This window comes from Bradyrhizobium sp. NC92, assembly GCF_025200865.1.
In the GTDB taxonomy this organism is placed as follows: Bacteria; Pseudomonadota; Alphaproteobacteria; order Rhizobiales; family Xanthobacteraceae; genus Bradyrhizobium.
In genome coordinates this window covers 4,301,669-4,321,602 of the sequence record NZ_CP104171.1, presented here as the reverse complement: position 1 = coordinate 4,321,602, position 19,934 = coordinate 4,301,669, and the positions used below count along the sequence as shown (strand labels likewise).

The window sequence follows — 19,934 nt, the reverse complement described above, 5'->3', positions numbered from 1 at the left end:
CGCTCAGCCGCAAGAAGAGGAGGTCAGGTGATGACCAAAGCCATCCGTGTGCACAAGGTCGGAGGCCCCGAAGCCCTGGTCTATGAGAGCGTCGATGTGCCGGCGCCCGGGCCGGGCGAGGTGCGCATCCGCCAGCATGCGGTGGGCCTCAACTTCATCGACGTCTATTACCGCACCGGCCTCTACAAGGCGCCGGGATTGCCCTTCATCGCCGGCAACGAGGCTTCGGGCGAGGTTGTCGCGGTCGGGCCTGGCGTTACGCATTTTCATCCCGGCGACCGCGTTGCCTACTACCACAATCTCGGGGCCTATACCGGCGAGCGCAACCTGCCCTGGGAGAAGCTGGTCAAGCTGCCCGATCACATCACCTACGAGCAGGGCGCCGTGCTGATGTTGAAGGGGCTGACGGTCTGGTACCTGCTGCACAAGACCTTCAAGGTCGAGCCGCATCATCGCGTGCTGGTCCATGCCGCGGCCGGCGGCATCGGCCTGCTCGCCTGCCAATGGGCGAGGGCGCTCGGCGCGCATGTCATCGGCACCGTCGGCTCGCGCGAGAAGGCCGAGCTTGCGGAGGCCAATGGCTGCGATCACGTCATCCTCTACAACGAGGAGGATTTCGTCGCGCGCGTGAAGCAGATCAGCCGCAACGAGGGTTGCGACGTCGTCTATGACGGCGTTGGCAAGGCGACGTTCCCGGGCTCGCTGTCCTGCCTGAAGCCGCGCGGCATGTTCGTCTCGTTCGGCAATGCCTCGGGCCCCGTGCCGCCGTTCGCGATCGCCGAGCTCAACAATCACGGCTCGCTGTTCGCGACGCGGCCGAAGCTCAACGATTATGTCGGCACGCGCAAGGAACTGCTCGAAGGTGCCGACACGCTGTTCGCCGCGGTCATCAACGGCAAGCTGCACGTGCCGATCAACCACGCCTACGCGCTCAAGGACGCCGCCAAGGCGCATGTCGATCTCGAAAGCCGCAAGACCACGGGCGCGTCGATCTTGAAGCCGTAGCTCTTTCGGAATCGACGGTTCGTAGGGTGGGCAAAGGCGCGGAGCGCCGTGCCCACCATTTTTCTTTGCGGTGAGAAATGGTGGGCACGCTTCGCTTTGCCCACCCTACGGCACCTACGCCACCCGTCTTGCCGCGCCGGCCTTGTTCAAGATCGCGTCGAGACATTCGATCATCTCGGCGATCTCGCTCCTCGTGACGTTCAGCGCCGGCATGAAGCGCAAGCTGTCGACTTGCGGGGCGTTGAGCAGCACGCCGGCCTCGAACGCCTGCGCGACGATGCCCGGTGCGATCGGCAGCTTGAGATCGAGCGCGAGCAACAGGCCGCGTCCCCGGACGCCGCCGAGCCCATGCCGGGCCGAGACCTTCTGCAGCTCGCTTTCGAGCAGGAGGCCGGCCTCGGTGACCGCCTTCAGGAAGTGGGGCTTATTGACCTCCTCGAGCACTGCAAGCCCCGCCGCGCACATGATCGGATTGCCGTTGAACGTGCCGCCCTGGTCGCCATGCTCGAAGCATGACGCGCGTTCGGTCGCGAGCAGGGCGGCGAGCGGCACGCCGCCGCCGATGCCCTTGCCGAGCGTCATGATGTCGGGCGCGATGCCTGTATGCTCGTAGTGGAAGAGCTTTCCGGTCCGGCCCATGCCGGTCTGGATCTCGTCGAAAATGAGCAAGAGGCCATGCGCCTCGGTCAGCGCGCGCAGCTGCTGCAGGAACCGATCGGTCGCGGGCCATACGCCGGATTCCCCCTGGATCGGCTCGAGCATCACGGCGACGGTGTTGGCGTTGATCAGCTTCTCGACCGAGGCGATGTCGTTCAGCTTCGCCTTCTTGAAGCCTGCGACCTTCGGCTCGAACAGCGGCTCGAACGCCTTCTTGCCCGAGGCCGACATCGTCGCCAGCGTCCTTCCGTGGAAGCCGCCTTCGAAGCTGATGATCTCGAACGCGCCGCCTTTGTGCAGGCTGCCATATTTGCGCGCGAGCTTGATCGCACCCTCATTGGCTTCCGCGCCGGAATTGGCGAAGAACACTTGATCGAAGGCACTGTTCTCGACCAGCGCCTGCGCAAGCTTGAGGCTCGGCTCGTTGTAGAAGGCCGGGCTCGGCGTCAGCAGCCGCTTGGCTTGAGCGGCGAGCGCATCGGCGATCGTGGGCGGGGAGTGGCCGAGGCAGTTCACGGCCCAGCCCTGCACGAAATCGAGATAGCGCTTGCGGCCGTCGTCCCAGAGGTAGGAGCCGGCGCCGCGGACGAACACGGCCTTGAGCCGTGCGGTGATGTCCATCAGCGCGTCATACGGATGCGTGGTCATGTCGTACTCCTCTGGAGGCGGGTGGAAAAAGGGGCGCAAAAAGCAGAAAGGCCGCACCTTGCGGGTGCGGCCTTTCTCGAAAACTGGCTGAATTCAGTGGTTCAGCGGCGTCCTCGGACATGGCGCACCCTCTCGTCGTCGCGGGAGCGACGGCGGAGCATTTCGGTGCGCTGGCTGGTCCGGGCGTTGATCATGGGGCGCGTCCGTACAGCCTAACGGCAGGACTTGTCAAGCAGGCTTTTTGCAGGATGCACGCCGAGCGTGCATCGGTCAGGTCGGGTGCGCGGCTTCCTCGGCCTCGTCGTCGCCCCAATGCGCGTCCGCAATCGCGGTGCCCCTGCGTGAATGCATTATAGTGTCACATTCCTGCGTGACGCTTACTCGACGCCGTAATGCGAGAACACATCGGCGATGCCGGCGTTGATTGCCCTTGCGGCCGCGATGTCGCGCTCGGCGCCCTCACTGTCACCCTTCTTGCGCTTCGCCAGTCCGCGGCCGTAGAGCGAGCCATCGAGTCGCGGCTTGATGCTCAGCGCGGCGTCGTAGTCGGCAATCGCCGCGTCGATGTTGCCGAGCTTGAGATGGGCGAGGGCGCGGCTGTCCAGCGTCTCGGCATCGTTGGGAGCCATCTTCAGCGACTGTTCGCAATCGGCCAGCGCCTCCTGCAGGCGGCCGACGATCGCGCGGGTGAAGCAGCGCGAATTGAACACGTCCGCACGGTTCGCATTCGCTCTGATGGAGCGGTCGTAATCGTCGAGCGCCAGCGCATAATCGTGCGTATCGAAATACATGTTCGCGCGCGCATAGAAGTCGCGGTCGTTGTTCGGACTGAGATCGATCGATCTGGCGAAATCGGCCAGCGCTCGGGGGCGGTCGCCGCGGTCGCGATAGATGCGGGCGCGGTTGCCGTAGGCTGGCCCGTAGTTCGGGTCGAACTTGATCGACAGATCGAAGTCCGCAAGTGCTCTCGCATCGTCGCCGTGGTTGCTGAAGGCGGTGCCGCGATTGAAATAGGCGAGCGCGAATTTCGGATCGAGCTTGATAGCCTGATCGTAGTCGGCCATCGCGAGCTCGTAGGCCTTCTTGTGAATGTGGGAGTTGCCGCGGTTGTTGAAATAGAGCGGGTCGCGGGCGTTCAGCCGAATGGCGCGCGTATAGTCGGCGATGGCGCGGTCGGCGTCGCCGAGATCGTCATAGGCGATGCCGCGATTGTACAGGAGGTCGGGATCCCTGGCATCGAGGTCGATGGCGCGGCTGAAGTCGGCCACGGCGCGCTCGGCCTCGCCACGTCGCCGAAACATTTCGCCGCGATTGGCGAGCGCATGCACATCGTCTGGATTGGCCTTGAGCAGGGCCGAGCAGCCGGCGAAGCGCCGCTCGTCGCTGCCTCCGCCATCGTCGGCGAAGCACCACTGGCGGGCCTGCGCGGGCGATGGCGATCGCGCGTTGGCGGGGGCCGGCAGCGCGAGCAGGGCCATCGTCAGGACGATTGCGGACAGCTTGAGGAAAATCCCCGACGTTTCATCGTGTTTCATTGTTTCCTGCGTCGAAACCATTGCGCCTCTAGCGTGTTTGTGATCGAAGGACGCGACTTGGTTCGAACCGAATGCACCACGGCCCAGACCAAGAAGGCGGGACCAACCAGATAGCTCAAAGCCTTGTCCGATACGCCCTATCCGATCGACCTCGACAGCATCCGCGGCGCGTTTCCGCCTGGCATCGAGGCGCCGCCGCTGCTGGTCGACTTTGCGGCCTGGCTCAAGGGGCGTCCCTGGGGCAGCGTCGGCTGCTTCTCGCTGCAGGGCCAATTCTCGGATTCCGCGCCGATCGTCGACGGCAGTCCCTTGCGCGAAAGGTTTTCGCTGTTCATGCGGCTGCCGGACGGCTCGGCCGTCGGCGGCTGGTACGGCGCCGGCCTTGACCGTGACAACCCGCCGATCGTCGGACTGGGATCCGAGGGCGATTACGAATTGCTGGCGCCAAGCCTCGACGGGCTGCTTGCCAAGCTGACGTCGCAAGCTTTCGACAAGGCCTGGCGCGATCTCAAGCCGCACGACGAGGTCGAGTGCCAGACCGTCGAGCTGGCGCAATGGCTCGCCGAACGGCCGACGGGCGAGGCGGCTGCGCCGGACGAGGATGCATCGGAGCTGCCCGACTTCCGCGGCTTCATGGAAAAATGGAGCCGGGACCGCGAGGACTATTGGGCTAACCATCGCATGATGGCCGAACTCGGCTGGCGGCTGGCTGCCCATCTGCCCAAGGGCAAGAATGCCTGGGATAATACGCGTTTCGAGGTCGCGATCGTCGGCAAGCAATACCAGGCGCGAATCCTCAAGCAGGGGGCGCAGCCGTTCGAGGAAGCCACATCGATCGAATCTCTGCTGCGCGAGCTGCGCGAACAGATGTGGAAGGCTCAGCCTGAGCTCGGGTTATGGTATGCGATGAGGTTCGGACTCTACGCCGATGGTCGCGTCATGCCGAGCTTCGAATACGATGCACGCCCGACAGTCGCCGGCGAACCTGCGAAATTGTCCGAGGCTCAGGCCGATCTCGCCCGCGCTCCGCGCCCGGAGCGCTGGGTGCCGAAATGGCTGACGGAATCCTGAAGCTCGGGATCCGAGTGTTATTGTGCCCAGCCGGCGCCCCGAAATCTTCTCCTGTCGTGCCATGCCGACCTCGCAGGAATGGCACCTTTCGATCTCGATTGCGATCCCCTTGACTTAGAGTGCGCTCGAAGGGGTATTTGTACGTGCGTCAGTACGAGAACGGGCACACATGAAGATCGGCGATCTCGCAAAGCGAACCGGCCTGTCGGCTCACACGTTGCGCTATTACGAGCGCATCGGGCTGCTGCCATACGCAGACCGGGATCGTTCCGGCCAGCGTGACTTTGACGCATCGATCCTCACATGGATCACATTCATCGGTCGGCTCAAGACCACGGGAATGCCGATCCGGGACATGTTGCGCTATGCGGCGCTTCGTGATGAAGGCGAAGCCACCGGGGCAGCCCGACGGCAGATGCTGGAAATCCACCGGGAACGGGTTCGCACGCAGCTTGCCGAACTCAGGGAATGCCTGCTCGTCCTTGATACCAAGATCGCCGGCTATGCCAGCGATGAACAGAGGACGAAGCAAAATGACGCACGCCCAAACACAGGCCGAAAGCCGCTTCGATCGAGGCCAGCGGGCCCTGTCGCGCATTGACGGCAGAGCCGGCGAGAAGGTGGTCGCCTCACTCGCCGACATCGCTCCGGATTTCGCACGATACGTGATCGAGTTTCCCTTCGGCGACATTTACAGCCGCCCGGACCTCGGACTGCGCGATCGGGAGATCGCAACGATCGCCGCGCTGACGACGCTCGGAAATGCCGCGCCTCAGCTCAAAGTGCACATCGAGGCGGGCCTGAACGTCGGGCTGTCTCGCGACGAGATCGTGGAGATCATCATGCAGATGGCCGTCTATGCGGGCTTCCCGGCGGCTGTGAACGGGCTGTTCGCAGCCAAGGAGGTGTTTTCCGCGCGTGAGGCCTGACTGCATCCCTATCGTCATTGCGAGCGTAGCGAAGCAATCCAGACTGTCTCCGCGGAGGGATTCAGGATTGCTTCGCTGCGCTCGCAATGACGGAAGAGTCAGAACCCCGCGACGCTGCCGTGCAGGTCGTACTGATCCGCCCGCTCGATTTTCGCGGTGACGATCTCGCCGACACGGAGCGGGCGGCGGCTGGAGAGATAGACGGCACCGTCGATCTCGGGCGCATCGGCCTTGGAGCGGCCCTTCGCTACGGTCGGACCAACCTCGTCGATGATGATCTGCTGGCGCGTGCCGACCTTGCGCTTCAGCCGGCGCGCCGAGATCTTCTGCTGCCGGGCCATCAGCGCGTTGTAGCGCTCCTGCTTGACCTCTTCCGGTACCGGGTTCTCGATCGCGTTCGAGGTGGCGCCGGCGACCGGCTCGTATTTGAAGCAGCCAACGCGGTCGATCTCGGCCTCATCGAGCCAGTCCAGCAGATAGGTGAAGTCGGCATCGGTCTCGCCGGGGAAGCCGACGATGAAGGTCGAGCGCAAGGCGAGATCGGGACATTCCTCGCGCCAGCGCTTGATCCGCGCCAGCGTCTTGTCCTGCGCGGCCGGACGCTTCATCGCCTTCAGCACCTCGGGGCTCGCATGCTGGAACGGGATGTCGAGATAGGGCAGCACCTTGCCCTCGTTCATCAGCGCGATGACCTCGTCGACATGCGGGTAGGGATAAACATATTGCAGCCGGACCCAGGCTCCCAACTCGCCGAGCTCGCGCGCGAGGTCGAGAAATTTGGCGCGGACCTGGCGGTCCTTCCATGGGCTCTCGGCGTATTTCAGATCGACGCCGTAGGCCGAGGTGTCCTGCGAGATCACCAGCAGCTCCTTGACGCCGGCGCCGACCAGCCGCTCGGCCTCGCGCAGCACGTCGTTGGCGGGGCGCGAGACCAGGTCGCCGCGCAGCTTCGGGATGATGCAGAAGGTGCAGCGGTTGTTGCAGCCCTCGGAGATCTTCAGGTACGCGTAGTGGCGCGGCGTCAGCTTGATGCCCTGCGGCGGCACCAGGTCCAGATGCGGATTGTGCGCCGGCGGCAGCGCGCGGTGCACGGCATCGAGCACGCTCTCATATTGCTGCGGGCCGGTGATGGAGAGCACCCCCGGATAGGCCTGCTCGATCGCTTCCGGTTCCGCGCCCATGCAACCTGTCACGATCACCCTGCCGTTCTCGGCCATGGCCTCGCCGATCGCCGAGAGGGATTCGTGCTTGGCGCTGTCGAGGAAGCCGCAGGTGTTGACGATGACGATGTCCGCCCCGTCATGCTTGCGGGCGAGCTCGTAGCCCTCCGCGCGCAGGCGCGTAATGATGCGCTCGGAATCCACCAAGGCCTTGGGGCAGCCGAGTGACGTGAATGAAATGCGCGGCGCTCTGTCCATGTAATCGCCTGGAGCCTATCTGAATTGTCTGGATTTGCGATCCAAGTAATTGAACCGATGGCGAAATTCAATAACTAACGTATGCGGCGCGCTGCTAAAGCAGGTCCTCGCGCGTATTTGGCGTGATCGGCCAGTCACCAGGGAAGGTATGGACTGACCAAGGGTTCCTAGGCTGGAAGCTCATTCGGATCGAGCGAGTGGTAGATCCGAGGTGAATTGCTCGAACGCGCCCGTTTTGGTTGTTATTCTGTTTCTTGCTTGATTTCACGGAGCTTAACCGCGATGCGTCGTTTCATCCTCGGCATGGCATTCGTTACCGTTTCCTATTGTGCGATGTTCCCGGCGCGAGCTGAAGTCGACAAGATCATCCATGTCTGCGATCGGCAAGAACGATTTTGCCCGGAATTCAGGCCACGCGTGAAGGTCCCCGATGGGTGGAGGAGGGACGAGGCCGCGAGCCTCAAGTACGGCGCCTCGATGTTCGTGCCCAACGGGAAGACTTTCGGCAAGGCCGAAGTGATCATCTATGCCGAAGGCCGCTACAACAAGGAGCAGACCGAATTGGTTCAATGGGTCGCAACGAGCGATAAGGATTGGGCGACGACATCCGGCAAGAATGCCAAGATCGCCACGCTTCCCTCGGTCAACCCCAAGGTCATCATCAACCGCTACGACAATCCGTCCCTGAAGGACCAGCCGGTTGAAGTGATCGCGCATTACGCCGATCTCGACCAGGACGGCAATTCCTACGTCGTGCGGCTAGCGGTCTCCGGCCGCAACGAGACGGCGGTGCTGGCCGCCGTGCCACTTATCGAAAAGATGATCGCTGGCGCGAAGATTCCGTGAGAGCGTAAGCGGAGATGGCAGCTGCCGTCGGGCGGGAGTCGGCGGCCTCGAAAGTTTGCATTCGTTGCCTCACGCGCACCCGAGTGACACGAAGCTGACCTTGGGCGCAGCCGTCTGATCCTATCTGATCTGCCTGATTGACCGGCCTGTGCTAGTTCCAATTGCCCATAATTACAACCCTTTGCATGGTTCGCGGGCGTGCTATGGATGAATCACCTGCCGTGAGTGAGCCATGAGCGCCGAACAGTCGCCCAAAATCGTGATCGTCGACGAAAGCCCGATCCGCGCCGCGATCCTGGAGGAGGGGTTGCGCGAAGCCGGATTCACCCAGGTCGTCCATATCAGCGAGATGCAGAGCCTCTTGGCCCGTATTTATGCGGCGGACCCCGACATCATCGTGATCGATCTCGAAAACCCCAGCCGCGACGTGCTGGAGGCGATGTTCCAGGTCAGCCGCGCGGTGAAGCGGCCGGTCGCGATGTTCGTCGACCAGAGCGATTCAGCCTCGATCCAGGCCTCGGTCGAGGCGGGGGTGTCGGCCTATATCGTCGACGGGCTGAAGAAGGAGCGCATCAAGCCGATCCTCGACCTCTGCGTGTCCCGCTTCAACGCCTTCGCCAAGCTCCAGGAGGAGCTGGAGCGCACCAAATCGCAACTCGAGGACCGCAAGATCATTGAACGCGCCAAGGGCATCCTGATGAAGGTGAAGGGCCTGACCGAGGACGAGGCCTATGTGCTGCTGCGTTCCACCGCGATGCGCGAGAAGAAGAAAATCGGCGAGATCGCGCAGTCGATCATCACCGCGTCGGAGATGCTGAAATGACTGCTACCCTCCGCATCGGGTTCATTCCGCTGGTCGATGCTGCCGCGCTGATCGTCGCCGTCGACAAGGGCTTTGCCGCCACTGAAGGGCTTGATGTCGAGCTGGTGCGCGAGGTCTCCTGGTCGAACGTCCGCGACAAGCTCAATATCGGCCTGTTCGATGCGGCGCATCTGCTGGCGCCGGTCGCGATCGCGTCCTCGCTCGGGCTCGGTCACGTCAAGGTGCCGATCGCCGCACCCTTCAATCTCGGCATCAACGGCAACGCCATCACGGTGTCGCCTGCGCTTCATGCCGCGCTGATGGAAGAGATCGACGGCGATCGCTTCGACCCGATGGCGACGGCGAAAGCGCTGGCGAAGGTCGTTGCCAAGCGCCGCAAGGCCGGTGCGGAGCCGCTGACCTTCGGCATGACCTTCCCGTTCTCCACCCACAATTATCAATTGCGGTTCTGGATGGCTGCGGCGGGCGTCGATCCCGACGAGGATGTGCGCCTCGTGGTGCTGCCGCCGCCCTATATGGTCGACAGTCTCAAGAACGGCCATGTCGATGCGTTCTGCGTCGGCGCGCCCTGGAACTCGGTCGCGGTCGATCTCGGCATCGGCCACATCCTGCACTTCGTCTCCGACATCCTGGTCCGGGCAGCGGAGAAGGTGCTGGCGGTCCGCCAGACCTGGGCCGACAAGAACCCGGAGGTGGTTGCAGCCTTGGTGCGGGCCGCCGTGAAGGCCGCCGAGTTCATCGAGCATCCCGAGAACCGGACCGAGACCGCGCAAATCCTGGCGCAGCCGGAACGGATCGGCGTCGACGCCGAGGTCATCCAGCGCACTCTCACCGGGCGCCTGAAGATCTCGCCCGATGGCACCTTCCGCGAAAGCAGCCGCTACCTGCTTGTCGGACGCGAAGGCGCAGGGCGGCCCGATCCGGTCCAGGCCGCCTGGCTCTATGCGCAGATGGTGCGCTGGGGCCAGACGGCGCTCACCCCCGACGGCGTCAAGACGGCGATGGCGGTGTTCAGGCCCGATCTCTACGACGCGGCGCTCGGCAACAAGGCGCCGGCCGAGGCTCCCGCAGCGTTCGGCGCCTTCGCCGGGCCGACTTTCGACCCGGCCGATATCCGCGGACATCTCGAGGCCTTCGGGGTCGGACGCTGGAAAGCCTGATTCGAATTGCTTCGGTTTTGAGCATGTGAGTTGGTTGGCTAATGTTTGAGCTGAGTGCTCGAATTTCGGGTGAGTTCCCGCGCCGGCATTTGCCGTCCCTCGTTATAACCATCTGAAAATTCATGATTTTCGATTTCCGCCAAGCTGGCACGCAACTTGAATGTTGCACTGCGGCCAGCTTGTCATAGGCGCCTGCTGAGCCAAGTCCCGCAGCAACGAAGCTGATCGGACCGTGGGTGACGAAGCCGGCTCCTGAGCCAGCCTGACGTTCCTCGCGGGTCGCGCAATCCGTCGAAGCCACCGAGGGTGGCCGCAGGAGCTTCGTTACCGACCATGAAAATCGATACGCTCTCAGTCGACTTTACCGACGAGCAGAAACGCTATCTCGAAGGCTTCACGACCGGCCTGCAAATCAGCCGCGTCGGCCGCGGCCTGGGCGGCGGCAGCGGCAAGGCGAATGCCGAGCCTGTTGGTCCGGATGCCGCGCCCCTCAAGGCGCAGGACAAGGTCATCGCGTCGGGCAAGAAGCTCGCCGACCAGGAGAAGTTCAAGCGCGACGAGCATCCCTTCGATGCCTATCCGCGGCTGCGCCAGCAGGCCCTCGACAACACCCCGCCGAGCCCGGCGGACAATTTCCGCTGGCGCTATTACGGCATCTTCTACGTTGCCCCGACGCAGGACTCCTACATGTGCCGCCTGCGCATCCCGAACGGGATCATGAAGCATTGGCAGCTGTCGGGCCTTGCCGATCTCGCCGACGAGCTCTGCGGCCCCTACAGCCACGTCACGACGCGCGCCAATCTCCAGCTGCGCGAGATTCCGCCGAAGCACGCGATCAGAATGATCGAGGGCATCCAGGAGCTCGGCCTGTGCTCGCGCGGCTCCGGCGCCGACAACATCCGCAACGTGACGGGAACGCCGACCGCCGGCATCGATCCGCAGGAGATCATCGACACGCGGTCCTATGCCCGCGAGTGGCACTACCACATCCTCAACGATCGCTCGCTCTACGGCCTGCCGCGCAAGTTCAACGTCGCCTTCGACGGCGCCGGCAGGATCGCGGTGCTGGAAGAGACCAACGATATCGCCTTCACGGCCTATGAGGTGAAGGACGGCTTCGGCGTCGAGCCGGGCGTCTGGTTTCGGCTCGGCCTCGGCGGCATCACCGGCCACAAGGATTTTGCGAAATATTCCGGCATCATCGTCAGGCCGGAGCAGGCGACCGCAATTGCCGACGCCATCGTGCGCGTGTTCATCGAGCATGGCGACCGCACCAACCGCAACAAGGCACGGCTGAAATATGTGCTCGACGTCATGGGCCATGACGGCTTCCTCAAACTGGTCGAGGAGCGGTTGAAGACGCCATTCACGCGCGTGCCGGAAGAGGCTTTCGCGCCGCGCCCTGCCGCGGACCGCATGGCCCATATCGGCGTGCACAAGCAGAAGCAGGACGGCCTCAACTGGATCGGCGTATCGCTGACGCTCGGCAAGCTCACCTCCGATCAGATGCGGGGCCTCGCCAAGGTCGCGCAGGATCTCGGTGACGGCGAGATCCGGCTCACGGTCTGGCAGAACCTCTTGATATCAGGCGTGCGCGACGGAAATGTCGAGCTCGCCATTGCCGCCATCAAGCAGATCGGGCTCGCGGTCGAGGCCTCGCACATCCGCGCCGGCCTGATTGCGTGCACCGGCAATGCCGGCTGCCGTTTCGCGGCCTCCAACACCAAGCGCAATGCCGCCGAGATCGGTGACTGGTGCGAGCCGCGGGTCGCCATGGACAAGCCGGTCAACATCCATTTGACCGGCTGCCATCATTCCTGCGCGCAGCATTACATCAGCGACATCGGCCTGATCGGCGCACGCGTGCCCGTGAACGAGGAGGACACGGTCGAGGGCTATCACCTCTTCACCGGCGGCGGGTTCGGCCCTGACGCAGATGTCGGGCAGGAGGTCTATCACGACCTCAAGGCCGAGGACGCGCCGAAGACGGTCGAGGCGTTGCTCAAGGCCTATCTCGCCCATCGCGCCTCGCCCGATGAAACCTTCCTCGCCTTCGCGCGCCGCCACGACGGCGAAACGCTGCGCAAGCTTGCCGATGCACAGGTGTCCGCATGAACCAGATCACGCCTCCGCCGAAACTGGACATCATTCCCGCCAGCGCGCCGTTCTCCGACGCGCAGCGCTCCTGGCTCAACGGCTTCTTTGCCGGACTGCTCTCGCCTGATGTCGCGACGCCGCTGTCGGCAGAGCAGGGCGCCGCGGTCATGCCGGCCGGCGACGGCGACGACGGCGAAGCGCCGTGGCACGACCAGACCATGCCGATCGCCGAGCGGATGAAGCTTGCCGAAGGCCGTCCCCTGCGCCGCAAGATGATGGCGGCGATGGCACAGCAGGATTGCGGCCAGTGCGGCTACAATTGCCACGATTATTCCGAGGCGATCGCGAGCCGCAGCGAAGCGCGGCTCAATCTCTGCGTCCCCGGCGGCAAGGAAACCGCGCGGATGCTGAAGTCGCTGTACGAGGAGCTCGACAAGGCGCCTGCCGCCAAAACCGCCGACAAGCCCGATGCTCCGGCGCCGGCCGTGACCGTGACGATCGCAGAGCCCGGCCGCTCGCGCGACAATCCGATCCAGGCGACCTTCCTGTCGCGCCGTCTTCTCAACAAGGGCAAGTCGGAGAAGGAGACCTATCACATCGAGTTCGATCTCTCCGAGAGCAAGCTCGACTATGTGGTCGGTGATTCCTTCGGCGTGTTCCCGCGCAACGACGTCGGCCTCGTCGACCAGGTCATCGCGCTGCTCGGTGCCTCCCACACGACCAAAGTCAATGGCAAGACGCTGCGCGAGGTGCTGATCGACGACGTCTCGCTGTCGCCGGCGCCCGACACGCTGTTCGAGCTGATCTCCTTCATCACCGGCGGCGCGGCCCGCGAGAAGGCGCGGGCGCTGGCGCAAGGCGAGGATCCCGATGGCGATTCCGCGACCCTCGACGTGATGGCGGCGCTGCAGAAGTTTTCCGGCACGCGGCCGCATCCCGAGGCCTTCGTCGAGGCGCTGGAGCCGCTGCAGCCGCGGCTCTACTCGATCTCGTCCTCGCACAATGCGACGCCGGGAAAGCTGTCACTCACGGTGGACTCGGTGCGCTACGTCATCGGCAAGCGCAAGCGGCTCGGCGTCGCCTCGACCTTCCTCGGCGAGCGGATCAACGAGGGCGAGAAGCTCAAGGTCTATGTGCAGAAGGCGCACAATTTCGGCCTGCCGCAGGATCCGAAGACGCCGATCATCATGGTCGGTCCCGGCACCGGCATCGCGCCGTTCCGCGCCTTCCTGTTCGACCGCAAGGCGACCGGCGCGCCCGGCAAGAACTGGCTGTTCTTCGGCCATCAGCGCAGCGATTGCGACTTCTTCTACCAGGACGAGCTCAACGCCATGAAGACCTCGGGTCTGCTGACGCGACTGTCGCTGGCCTGGTCGCGCGACGGCGAGAAGAAGTTCTACGTCCAGGACCGCATGCGCGAAGTCGGTCGCGAATTGTGGACCTGGCTCGCCGAGGGCGCACATCTCTATATCTGCGGCGATGCCAAGCGCATGGCCAAGGATGTCGAGCGCGCGCTGGTCGACATCGTCGCCCAGTTCGGGGCACGTTCGACCGATGAGGCCGTCAGTTTCGTCGCCGAGCTCAAGAAGAGCGGCCGCTTCCAGGCCGACGTGTACTGAGCTTCAGCTAGACCGGGACGAGGAAATTCGTTTCGATTTGCTCGGTTCTGTAGGGTGGGCAAAGGCGCGCCCTTCGCGCGCCGTGCCCACCGTCCCTAAGTGGTGGGCACGCTTCGCTTTGCCCACCCTACGAGAGCTGTCATCCCAGCGTCACCCAGCCGGTTCCAACTGGCTCGGATCTTAACGAATAAGATTCTCCGAACCCGGCGGTGAACAGAATTTGCAACTGCGACGGGGGGCCTCCAGAGGACCCGCATCGCTATTTCCGCCGCCATCTTGCCTCCCGCCCTGGTTGATCCTTCATACTCCCGCAAATGGGGCGTTGGAGATCGACCATGCGCGAACTATCGGCGGAAGCCAGGCTGCACTTCTACGCGCGCTCGCTCTCGCGCCGGACCGGGGCGAGCATGCACCACCTTGCGATGTACAGCGCGTTTGCGGTGATCGCGGCGATCGTGTTCGGGACGCTCTCGGTGCATCCGTTTTGAAGGTCTCGTAGGGTGGGCAAAGGCGCGTAGCGCCGTGCCCACCATCTCTTCCTATCGTGATAGGTGGTGGGCACGCTTCGCTTTGCCCACCCTACAGTACCTACGGCACCTTTCGTGCCTCACGCGCCACGCTTGAACGGCGCCACCTCGATCCCCGCAGCCTTCAACGCCTGACGCACACCGCGCGCGATCTCGACCGCGCCGGGCGTATCGCCGTGGATGCAGACCGTGTCCGTGCGCATCTTGATGACCTTGCCGGACACCGACACCACCGCGCCGTCCTGCACCATGCGCACCACGCGCTCGGCGATCGCCTTGGCGTCGTGCAGCACCGCGCCGGGCTTCTTGCGAGAGACCAGGTTGCCGTCGTCCTCATAGGCGCGATCGGCGAACACCTCGTGCACCATCGGCAGGTTGGCCTCTTCGCCGGCCTTCACCAGCTTCGAATTGGCGAGCACGACGAAGATCAGGCTGGGATCCACCGCCTTGATGCCGGCGGCGATCGCCTTCGCCGTCATGTCGTCCTCGCAGGCGACGTTGGAGAGCGCGCCGTGCGCCTTCACGTGGGTGACCTTGTGGCCGGCCACGGTCGCGATCGCCTGCAGCGCGCCGATCTGGTAGGCGACGAGGTTCTCGATCTCGGAGGCCTTGAGCCCTGCGATCGGATGCCGGCCGAAGCCGTGCAGGTCGCGATAGCCGGGATGCGCGCCGACCGAGACGCCGCGCGCCTTCGCCAGTTCCACCGTCCGGCGCATGATGTCGGGGTCGCCGGCGTGGAAGCCGCAGGCGACGTTGACCGAGCTTGCAAGCTCGATCATGGCGGCGTCGTTGCCCATCTCCCACGCGCCAAAACCTTCGCCGAGGTCGCAATTCAGATCGACTGTCTTCATGGGTTGCTCTCCGCCTCTGGTCTTGTTGTCGCTTACGGCTCCGCCGTGACCTGCCACGTCCCTGCATCGACCGCGCTGACCGCATAGCCGGCCACGTTAGCATCGCTGAGCGCCTCGATGTTGAGCGCAACGGTGTCGGAGGAGCGCAGGCGATCGGGCAGGCTGCGGATCGCTTGCACGAATTTGCGCGCCTCGTCCTGCGCTTCGGCCATGCTGACCGCCTTGAAGCGGAACGCGGTTCCTGCCGAGGTCTGGGCGAGGCGGCCGATGTCGGCCGTGATCACGGTGGCGATCTTCGGATAGCCGCCGGAGGTGCCGCGATCCATCATCAGCGCGATCGGCGCGCCGTTGCCGGGCACCTGGATGCTGCCGTTCACCGTGCCGTCGGAGACGATGTTGTGGCCGTGCAGATGCTTGATCGCTGGGCCCTCGAGCCGGTAGCCCATGCGGTCTGACGTCGCCGAGATCTTCCACTCGCTACTTAAGAACAGCGCCTTGTTGGCGTCGTCGAACTCGTCGTCCTGAGGACCCAGCAGCACGCGGATCGGACCTGCCGCCGGCTGCGGCAGCTCGATGCGCAGCTCCGCTGCACCGCTCGCGGCATCGACAGTGAATTCGTCGCCGGCCTGGAGTGGGCGCGGGTAGGGGCTGCCGAGGCCGGCGCGGGCGTTCACCGCGAGACTGCCGAACACCTCCTCGCCTCTGATGGCGCCTTCGATCGCGAGATAGGTGAAGGCGCCGCCGCGGGCAAAGCCGAGCGTCAGCGTCTGGCCGTCCTTCAGTGTCACCGAGGTGTCCATCGCGACCGGGCTGCCGGCGACGTCCGCATTGCGCTGCGCGCCCGATATCGCCAAGCGCACGGCGCCGTCGCGGGCGGTGAAGGAGGCGCCGAACGGGCCGATCTCGATTGCGGCCGCGAACGGCTCGTTGCCGACTAGCGTGTTCGCCGCCGCAAGCGACAGCCGGTCCATCGCCCCGCTCACCGTCAAGCCATAGCGCTGCGCGCCGTGGCGACCGCCGTCCTGGACCGAGCTGGCAGGGCCGATGCTGGCAACGACGAGCCGGCTCATGCGTCCACCTGCTCGGCGACGATCTCGCCGGCTTCCGCGGCGCGGTCCATGTCCTCGAACGTCTTGTGGTCGATGGCGTAGAACGTGACGCGGTCACCGGGCTCGGTGAGGAAGGTCGGATCGCGGTGGAGCTGATAGGTTCGGACCGGGGTGCGGCCGAGCAGGTGCCAGCCGCTCGGGGCGGCGAGGCACTGGATGCCGGCCTGGATGCCGCCGATCGAGATCGTGCCGGCCGGCGTCAGCAGCCGCGGCGACTGCCGCCGCGACATGTGCAGGAATTTGTCGAGGCCGCTGAGATAGGACCAGCCCGGCGTGAAGCCGATCATGGCAACCTTGTAATCGCCGCCCGAATGCCTGATGACGATGTCATCCGGCGTGGTGCCCAGCGTCTTGGCGACGTCCTCGAGGTCGATGCCGTGCTCGCCGCCATAGGCGACGGGCACGCGCCAGCGGCGCGCTTTGGTGACCGGCGGCAGCGGCCGGGTGGCGATGGGGAGGATCTTTTCGCCAAGCGCATCGAAGCCGATCTTGCCGGGATCGTAATGGATCAGCAGCGAGCGATAGGTCGGTACGGTCTCGGTGATGCCGTCGATGGGCGCAGCTAGCAGGGCCTTGTCGAGCGCCAGGACGCGCTGGTTGGCATCGTCGTCGATGGTGCGGCTGAACTCGACCGTGACGGCACTGTCGCCACTGGGCAGAAGGCGGGGCGGGGGAAGCGTCGCGGCCATTGAGCTGTCAGTGCGCTGTCGGTATCGGGCTTCTCAGGAACGCGGGCTCGACCTTGAGTTCCGCTTGTCCCTGCTTCGCGTAAATGTGCCCGCAAGTCCAATAAATTAATCCAAGGGCGCGCGATAAACCCTTGTTATCGCGTCGCATAACAGCTCGGCGCGCCTTGCGTAATTGCCAGCCTCTTGGCCCTTGACGCAAAGCTCGCGGCTCGCAAGATGCGCGCGTTCTTTCCCGCACCTCGGAGCTCGTTCTCGTCCATGTCGCTGTCCCCCGAAGCCCGCAAGACCCTCGCCGGCATCACCACCGCCACCATCACCACGGTCCTGCTGAAGAAGGGCTTGCGCAATGTGTGGATGCGCGGCGCGCGTCCGCTGCGCCCCGGTTTGCCGCGGCTGGTGGGACCGGCCTTCACGCTGCGCTTCGTGCCGGCGCGCGAGGATCTGGCGACGCCGGAATCCTGGTCGTCGCCGATCTCGACCCGCACCGCGATCGAGGCGATGCCGGAGGGCTGCATCGCCGTGGTCGATGCCATGGGCATCACCGATGCCGGCATCTTCGGCGACATCTTGTGCGCCCGCATGGTCAAGCGCGGCGTCACCGCGCTCGTCACCGACGGCGTGGTGCGCGACGTCGAGGGCGTGCTCGGCACCAATTTGCCGGTGTGGTGCGACGGCTATGCCGCGCCGCCATCGGTTGCGGGCCTCACCTTCGTCGGCTGGGGCGAGCCGATCGGCTGCGGCGGCGTTGCCGTTTTCCCGAACGACATCGTGGTCGCCGACCAGGACGGCTGCGTGCTGATCCCGCAGGCGATGCTCGAACACGTCCTCAATGAGGGCGTCGAGCAGGAGCGGATGGAAGCCTGGATCGTGAATGAGGTGAACAACGGCGCGGTGCTGCCCGGCCTCTATCCCATGAACGCCGAAACCAAGGCGCGCTACGCCGCCAGCAAGAAGTAACGGACAAGGAAACGAGGACTCTCATGGACATCACGCTCGCCGGCACGCGGCCGACCCGCCGCGCGCCCAAGGAAAACTTCACCGGCACCGTGTGGCAGGACCCCATCAACACGGCCCCGGCGCCTGCGCGGCTGAACGTCTCGCGCGTCGCATTCGAGCCGGGCGCACGCACCAACTGGCACCACCATCCGCTCGGGCAGACGCTCTACGTCATCTCGGGCGTCGGCCGCGTTCAGACCAAGGGCGGCCCGGTCCAGGAAATCCGTCCCGGCGACACCGTCTGGATTCCGCCGGGTGAAGTGCACTGGCACGGCGCCTCGCCGACCAACGGCATGTGCCACATCGCCATGCAGGAAGCGCTCGACGGCGTCTATTCGACCTGGCTGGAGCCGGTCACGGACGCGGAGTACGGCGCGGCTATCGGCTGACGCTCTCGTGTCCCGGACAAGACGCATCGCCCAAGGCGATGCGGCGCCGAGCCGGGGCCCAGAGTCTTTCAGCGACTGAGATGCTGGGTCCCGGCTCAGCGGCGCAGCGTTACACGCTGCACCGCGTCCGGGACACGGATGCTCACATGCGCTCCGCAGTCCAGGTGCCCGTGCACATGGCGCCGCGCCAGGTGCCCGAGCCGGACGCGCCGCTGAGTCGGCCGAAGCCGACGGCGCGCTTGATGCCGGTGCTCAAGGTGACGTTGACGTTGCCGGCCTCGGCGACGCGGCCCGACGCCGATACTGCGGCGCTGCTCGATGCGATCTGACCGTTGTTGATCCCGATCGCGACCGTCGCGCCGTTGCCGCAAGCCTGGCTCGATGAGACAATGCGGACATTCCATGCGCCGTCGAAGCTGCTCGTCGCAGCGCCTGCCTGCGTGAGCGGGAAGACGATGGCGACAATGGTAGCGAAGAGGCCCTTGCGAAATCCCGTCATGACACGCCCCTGCGATTGATGATGCGGGGATCGTGACATCGACGAGGAACCGGCGATGTGAGGGCTGTCACGCGAGCAGCAGGCTCTGTGAGATAGCGCACGTCGCCGCGGACAAAGCAAAGGGGCCCGGATCGCGGGCCCCTTTTTTTGGTCGGCGCGCCGGAGCCGAACTCAGTTCACCCGCGTCCAGGTCTGGCCGCCGCAGAACATGCCGCCGAAGGCGCAGCCCTGAACGCGCAGACGGTCGGTGCCCTTCATGGCAATCGTCGAATCGTAGGTCGAGCCCGAGTTGGGATCGAGGATGCGGCCGGACCATTTCTGGTCCTTGCCGGGCTTCATGTTGATCAGCACCTGCTCGCCGTTCTGGTTCGACTTGCTGTCGACCGAATAGCCGCAGAGGTTGGTGCCGCATTGCTCGATGCGGACCTTGCCTTCCTTCTCCTCGGTAAGCCACATGCCGACCGGCGAATTGAGGTCGCGCGTCGGCGCAGCCGTCGGAGCAGGGGGCGCGACGGCAGCCTGAACGGGAGCGGGGGCAGGCGCCACGGCGGGCGGCGGAGGCGGCGCCGGCGGAGCGGCAGCCACGGTCGGGGCGGGCGGCGGGGCCACGGCGGGCGCGGCCTGCTGCTCGGCCGGAGCAGGGGCCGGAGGCGGGGCAGGCGGCGGCGCAACGGCGGTTTGGGCCGGCGTGGTGGCCGCGGTCGCGGCCGGCGGGGGAGCCGGCGGGGCAGGAGGCGGTGCGACGGCGGCAGAGGCGGGCGCCTGTATGGCTGCGGGCGGCGCAGCAGGAGCGGGAGCTGGTGCCGGAGCAGCCGGCGCTTGCGGGTCGACCGTGGCCTGCTGCGGCGCCGTCTCGTTCTTCTTGGCCTTCTTGGGCTTGCTCTGGCCGGTGTTGTCGTAGACGCCGGGGATCTGCACCGTGCCGCGATCGGGATCGATGCGGATGGTGTGCCCGCCATATTCGAACGTGTACTGTGCCTGCGCGGCGGTGCTCGCCAAAAGGAATGCGGCCGTGGCCAACAGCTTCCTCATTTCCGTCTCCTGAACAGGTGGTCCCGCACCGACG

At 65.1% G+C, this 19,934-nt stretch carries 20 protein-coding genes; 12 read left to right on the top strand and 8 right to left on the bottom strand.

Annotation, left to right across the window (positions count from 1 at the left end):
* The first annotated feature begins 30 nt into the window (after positions 1-30).
* The gene (locus N2602_RS20185; protein ID WP_172783768.1) at positions 31-1,005 is read left to right on the top strand and encodes a quinone oxidoreductase; all 975 of its coding nucleotides are present in this window, start codon (positions 31-33) and stop codon (positions 1,003-1,005) included.
* 114 nt (positions 1,006-1,119) lie between these two features.
* Here N2602_RS20185 and N2602_RS20180 read toward each other — a convergent pair whose 3' ends face one another.
* Together N2602_RS20180 and N2602_RS20175 are read right to left on the bottom strand one after the other, a co-directional pair.
* Positions 1,120-2,310, bottom strand: coding sequence for an acetylornithine transaminase (locus N2602_RS20180; protein WP_260379207.1), 1,191 nt, complete (start codon positions 2,308-2,310; stop codon positions 1,120-1,122).
* Between the two features lie 377 nt (positions 2,311-2,687).
* Positions 2,688-3,845 carry a tetratricopeptide repeat protein gene (locus N2602_RS20175; protein WP_260379206.1) on the bottom strand — a complete coding sequence of 386 codons (1,158 nt, stop codon included), beginning with the start codon at positions 3,843-3,845 and terminating at the stop codon, positions 2,688-2,690.
* A gap of 123 nt (positions 3,846-3,968) precedes the next feature.
* Between N2602_RS20175 and N2602_RS20170 the strand changes: the two genes are divergently transcribed.
* The 3 genes from N2602_RS20170 (at position 3,969) to N2602_RS20160 (ending at position 5,845) form a co-directional block, all read left to right on the top strand.
* Positions 3,969-4,916 (top strand): hypothetical protein, encoded by a 948-nt coding sequence (locus N2602_RS20170; protein ID WP_260379205.1) that lies wholly within the window; start codon positions 3,969-3,971, stop codon positions 4,914-4,916.
* A 169-nt stretch (positions 4,917-5,085) separates the two neighbouring features.
* Positions 5,086-5,517 (top strand): MerR family transcriptional regulator, encoded by a 432-nt coding sequence (locus tag N2602_RS20165; RefSeq protein WP_260379204.1) that lies wholly within the window; start codon positions 5,086-5,088, stop codon positions 5,515-5,517.
* A complete protein-coding gene (locus N2602_RS20160) occupies positions 5,450-5,845 on the top strand; it encodes a carboxymuconolactone decarboxylase family protein (RefSeq protein WP_260379203.1) in 396 nt (131 codons plus the stop codon). The genes N2602_RS20165 and N2602_RS20160 overlap by 68 nt, the downstream gene beginning before the upstream one ends.
* A gap of 98 nt (positions 5,846-5,943) precedes the next feature.
* Here the strand turns inward: N2602_RS20160 and rimO are convergent, their stop codons facing one another.
* Positions 5,944-7,263, bottom strand: coding sequence for a 30S ribosomal protein S12 methylthiotransferase RimO (gene rimO / locus N2602_RS20155; RefSeq protein WP_260379202.1), 1,320 nt, complete (start codon positions 7,261-7,263; stop codon positions 5,944-5,946).
* Between the two features lie 282 nt (positions 7,264-7,545).
* Between rimO and N2602_RS20150 the strand changes: the two genes are divergently transcribed.
* The 6 genes from N2602_RS20150 to N2602_RS20125 all read left to right on the top strand — a co-directional run bounded on the left by N2602_RS20150 (position 7,546) and on the right by N2602_RS20125 (position 14,296).
* A complete protein-coding gene (locus N2602_RS20150; protein ID WP_260383688.1) occupies positions 7,546-8,109 on the top strand; it encodes a hypothetical protein in 564 nt (187 codons plus the stop codon).
* Between the two features lie 232 nt (positions 8,110-8,341).
* Positions 8,342-8,932: an ANTAR domain-containing response regulator gene (locus N2602_RS20145; protein WP_036012463.1), complete on the top strand. Its 591-nt coding sequence runs from the start codon at positions 8,342-8,344 to the stop codon at positions 8,930-8,932.
* Complete coding sequence (locus N2602_RS20140) at positions 8,929-10,092, top strand: CmpA/NrtA family ABC transporter substrate-binding protein (protein WP_260379201.1); 1,164 nt, start codon at positions 8,929-8,931, stop codon at positions 10,090-10,092. The genes N2602_RS20145 and N2602_RS20140 overlap by 4 nt, the downstream gene beginning before the upstream one ends.
* A 333-nt stretch (positions 10,093-10,425) precedes the next feature.
* Positions 10,426-12,207 carry a NirA family protein gene (locus N2602_RS20135; protein WP_260379200.1) on the top strand — a complete coding sequence of 594 codons (1,782 nt, stop codon included), beginning with the start codon at positions 10,426-10,428 and terminating at the stop codon, positions 12,205-12,207.
* Positions 12,204-13,808: a sulfite reductase subunit alpha gene (locus N2602_RS20130; protein WP_260379199.1), complete on the top strand. Its 1,605-nt coding sequence runs from the start codon at positions 12,204-12,206 to the stop codon at positions 13,806-13,808. Before N2602_RS20135 ends, N2602_RS20130 begins: the two co-directional genes overlap by 4 nt.
* 335 nt (positions 13,809-14,143) lie before the next feature.
* Positions 14,144-14,296, top strand: a complete 153-nt coding sequence (locus tag N2602_RS20125) for a hypothetical protein (RefSeq protein ID WP_260379198.1) — start codon at positions 14,144-14,146, stop codon at positions 14,294-14,296.
* Positions 14,297-14,415: 119 nt separating this feature from the next.
* Here N2602_RS20125 and N2602_RS20120 read toward each other — a convergent pair whose 3' ends face one another.
* Genes N2602_RS20120 through N2602_RS20110 form a run of 3 tightly spaced genes read right to left on the bottom strand, consistent with a single transcriptional unit; the run spans position 14,416 to position 16,984 of the window.
* A complete protein-coding gene (locus tag N2602_RS20120) occupies positions 14,416-15,186 on the bottom strand; it encodes a LamB/YcsF family protein (RefSeq protein WP_260379197.1) in 771 nt (256 codons plus the stop codon).
* Between the two features lie 32 nt (positions 15,187-15,218).
* A complete protein-coding gene (locus tag N2602_RS20115) occupies positions 15,219-16,256 on the bottom strand; it encodes a biotin-dependent carboxyltransferase family protein (RefSeq protein ID WP_260379195.1) in 1,038 nt (345 codons plus the stop codon).
* Positions 16,253-16,984 (bottom strand): allophanate hydrolase subunit 1, encoded by a 732-nt coding sequence (locus N2602_RS20110; protein WP_212257109.1) that lies wholly within the window; start codon positions 16,982-16,984, stop codon positions 16,253-16,255. The genes N2602_RS20115 and N2602_RS20110 overlap by 4 nt, the downstream gene beginning before the upstream one ends.
* Before the next feature lie 258 nt (positions 16,985-17,242).
* Between N2602_RS20110 and N2602_RS20105 the strand changes: the two genes are divergently transcribed.
* Positions 17,243-17,941, top strand: coding sequence for a ribonuclease activity regulator RraA (locus N2602_RS20105; RefSeq protein ID WP_028136365.1), 699 nt, complete (start codon positions 17,243-17,245; stop codon positions 17,939-17,941).
* Positions 17,942-17,964: 23 nt separating this feature from the next.
* Positions 17,965-18,369, top strand: coding sequence for a cupin domain-containing protein (locus tag N2602_RS20100; RefSeq protein ID WP_260379193.1), 405 nt, complete (start codon positions 17,965-17,967; stop codon positions 18,367-18,369).
* Positions 18,370-18,511: 142 nt separating this feature from the next.
* Here N2602_RS20100 and N2602_RS20095 read toward each other — a convergent pair whose 3' ends face one another.
* Together N2602_RS20095 and N2602_RS20090 are read right to left on the bottom strand one after the other, a co-directional pair.
* A complete protein-coding gene (locus N2602_RS20095; RefSeq protein ID WP_260379192.1) occupies positions 18,512-18,868 on the bottom strand; it encodes a hypothetical protein in 357 nt (118 codons plus the stop codon).
* A 171-nt stretch (positions 18,869-19,039) separates the two neighbouring features.
* Entirely contained in the window at positions 19,040-19,900 is an 861-nt protein-coding gene (locus tag N2602_RS20090) for a DUF2147 domain-containing protein (RefSeq protein ID WP_260379191.1), read from the bottom strand.
* Positions 19,901-19,934 lie beyond the last annotated feature (34 nt).

Coding starts and splice junctions, on each gene's coding strand:
- N2602_RS20090 (WP_260379191.1), bottom strand. CDS start 19,900: ATGAGGAAGCTGTTGGCCACGGCCGCATTCCTTTTGGCGAGCACCGCC.
- N2602_RS20135 (WP_260379200.1), top strand. CDS start 10,426: ATGAAAATCGATACGCTCTCAGTCGACTTTACCGACGAGCAGAAACGC.
- N2602_RS20120 (WP_260379197.1), bottom strand. CDS start 15,186: ATGAAGACAGTCGATCTGAATTGCGACCTCGGCGAAGGTTTTGGCGCG.
- N2602_RS20115 (WP_260379195.1), bottom strand. CDS start 16,256: ATGAGCCGGCTCGTCGTTGCCAGCATCGGCCCTGCCAGCTCGGTCCAG.
- N2602_RS20110 (WP_212257109.1), bottom strand. CDS start 16,984: ATGGCCGCGACGCTTCCCCCGCCCCGCCTTCTGCCCAGTGGCGACAGT.
- N2602_RS20140 (WP_260379201.1), top strand. CDS start 8,929: ATGACTGCTACCCTCCGCATCGGGTTCATTCCGCTGGTCGATGCTGCC.
- N2602_RS20160 (WP_260379203.1), top strand. CDS start 5,450: ATGACGCACGCCCAAACACAGGCCGAAAGCCGCTTCGATCGAGGCCAG.
- N2602_RS20105 (WP_028136365.1), top strand. CDS start 17,243: ATGTCGCTGTCCCCCGAAGCCCGCAAGACCCTCGCCGGCATCACCACC.
- N2602_RS20150 (WP_260383688.1), top strand. CDS start 7,546: ATGCGTCGTTTCATCCTCGGCATGGCATTCGTTACCGTTTCCTATTGT.
- rimO (WP_260379202.1), bottom strand. CDS start 7,263: ATGGACAGAGCGCCGCGCATTTCATTCACGTCACTCGGCTGCCCCAAG.
- N2602_RS20185 (WP_172783768.1), top strand. CDS start 31: ATGACCAAAGCCATCCGTGTGCACAAGGTCGGAGGCCCCGAAGCCCTG.
- N2602_RS20165 (WP_260379204.1), top strand. CDS start 5,086: ATGAAGATCGGCGATCTCGCAAAGCGAACCGGCCTGTCGGCTCACACG.
- N2602_RS20145 (WP_036012463.1), top strand. CDS start 8,342: ATGAGCGCCGAACAGTCGCCCAAAATCGTGATCGTCGACGAAAGCCCG.
- N2602_RS20130 (WP_260379199.1), top strand. CDS start 12,204: ATGAACCAGATCACGCCTCCGCCGAAACTGGACATCATTCCCGCCAGC.
- N2602_RS20095 (WP_260379192.1), bottom strand. CDS start 18,868: ATGACGGGATTTCGCAAGGGCCTCTTCGCTACCATTGTCGCCATCGTC.
- N2602_RS20125 (WP_260379198.1), top strand. CDS start 14,144: ATGCGCGAACTATCGGCGGAAGCCAGGCTGCACTTCTACGCGCGCTCG.
- N2602_RS20175 (WP_260379206.1), bottom strand. CDS start 3,845: ATGAAACACGATGAAACGTCGGGGATTTTCCTCAAGCTGTCCGCAATC.
- N2602_RS20100 (WP_260379193.1), top strand. CDS start 17,965: ATGGACATCACGCTCGCCGGCACGCGGCCGACCCGCCGCGCGCCCAAG.
- N2602_RS20180 (WP_260379207.1), bottom strand. CDS start 2,310: ATGACCACGCATCCGTATGACGCGCTGATGGACATCACCGCACGGCTC.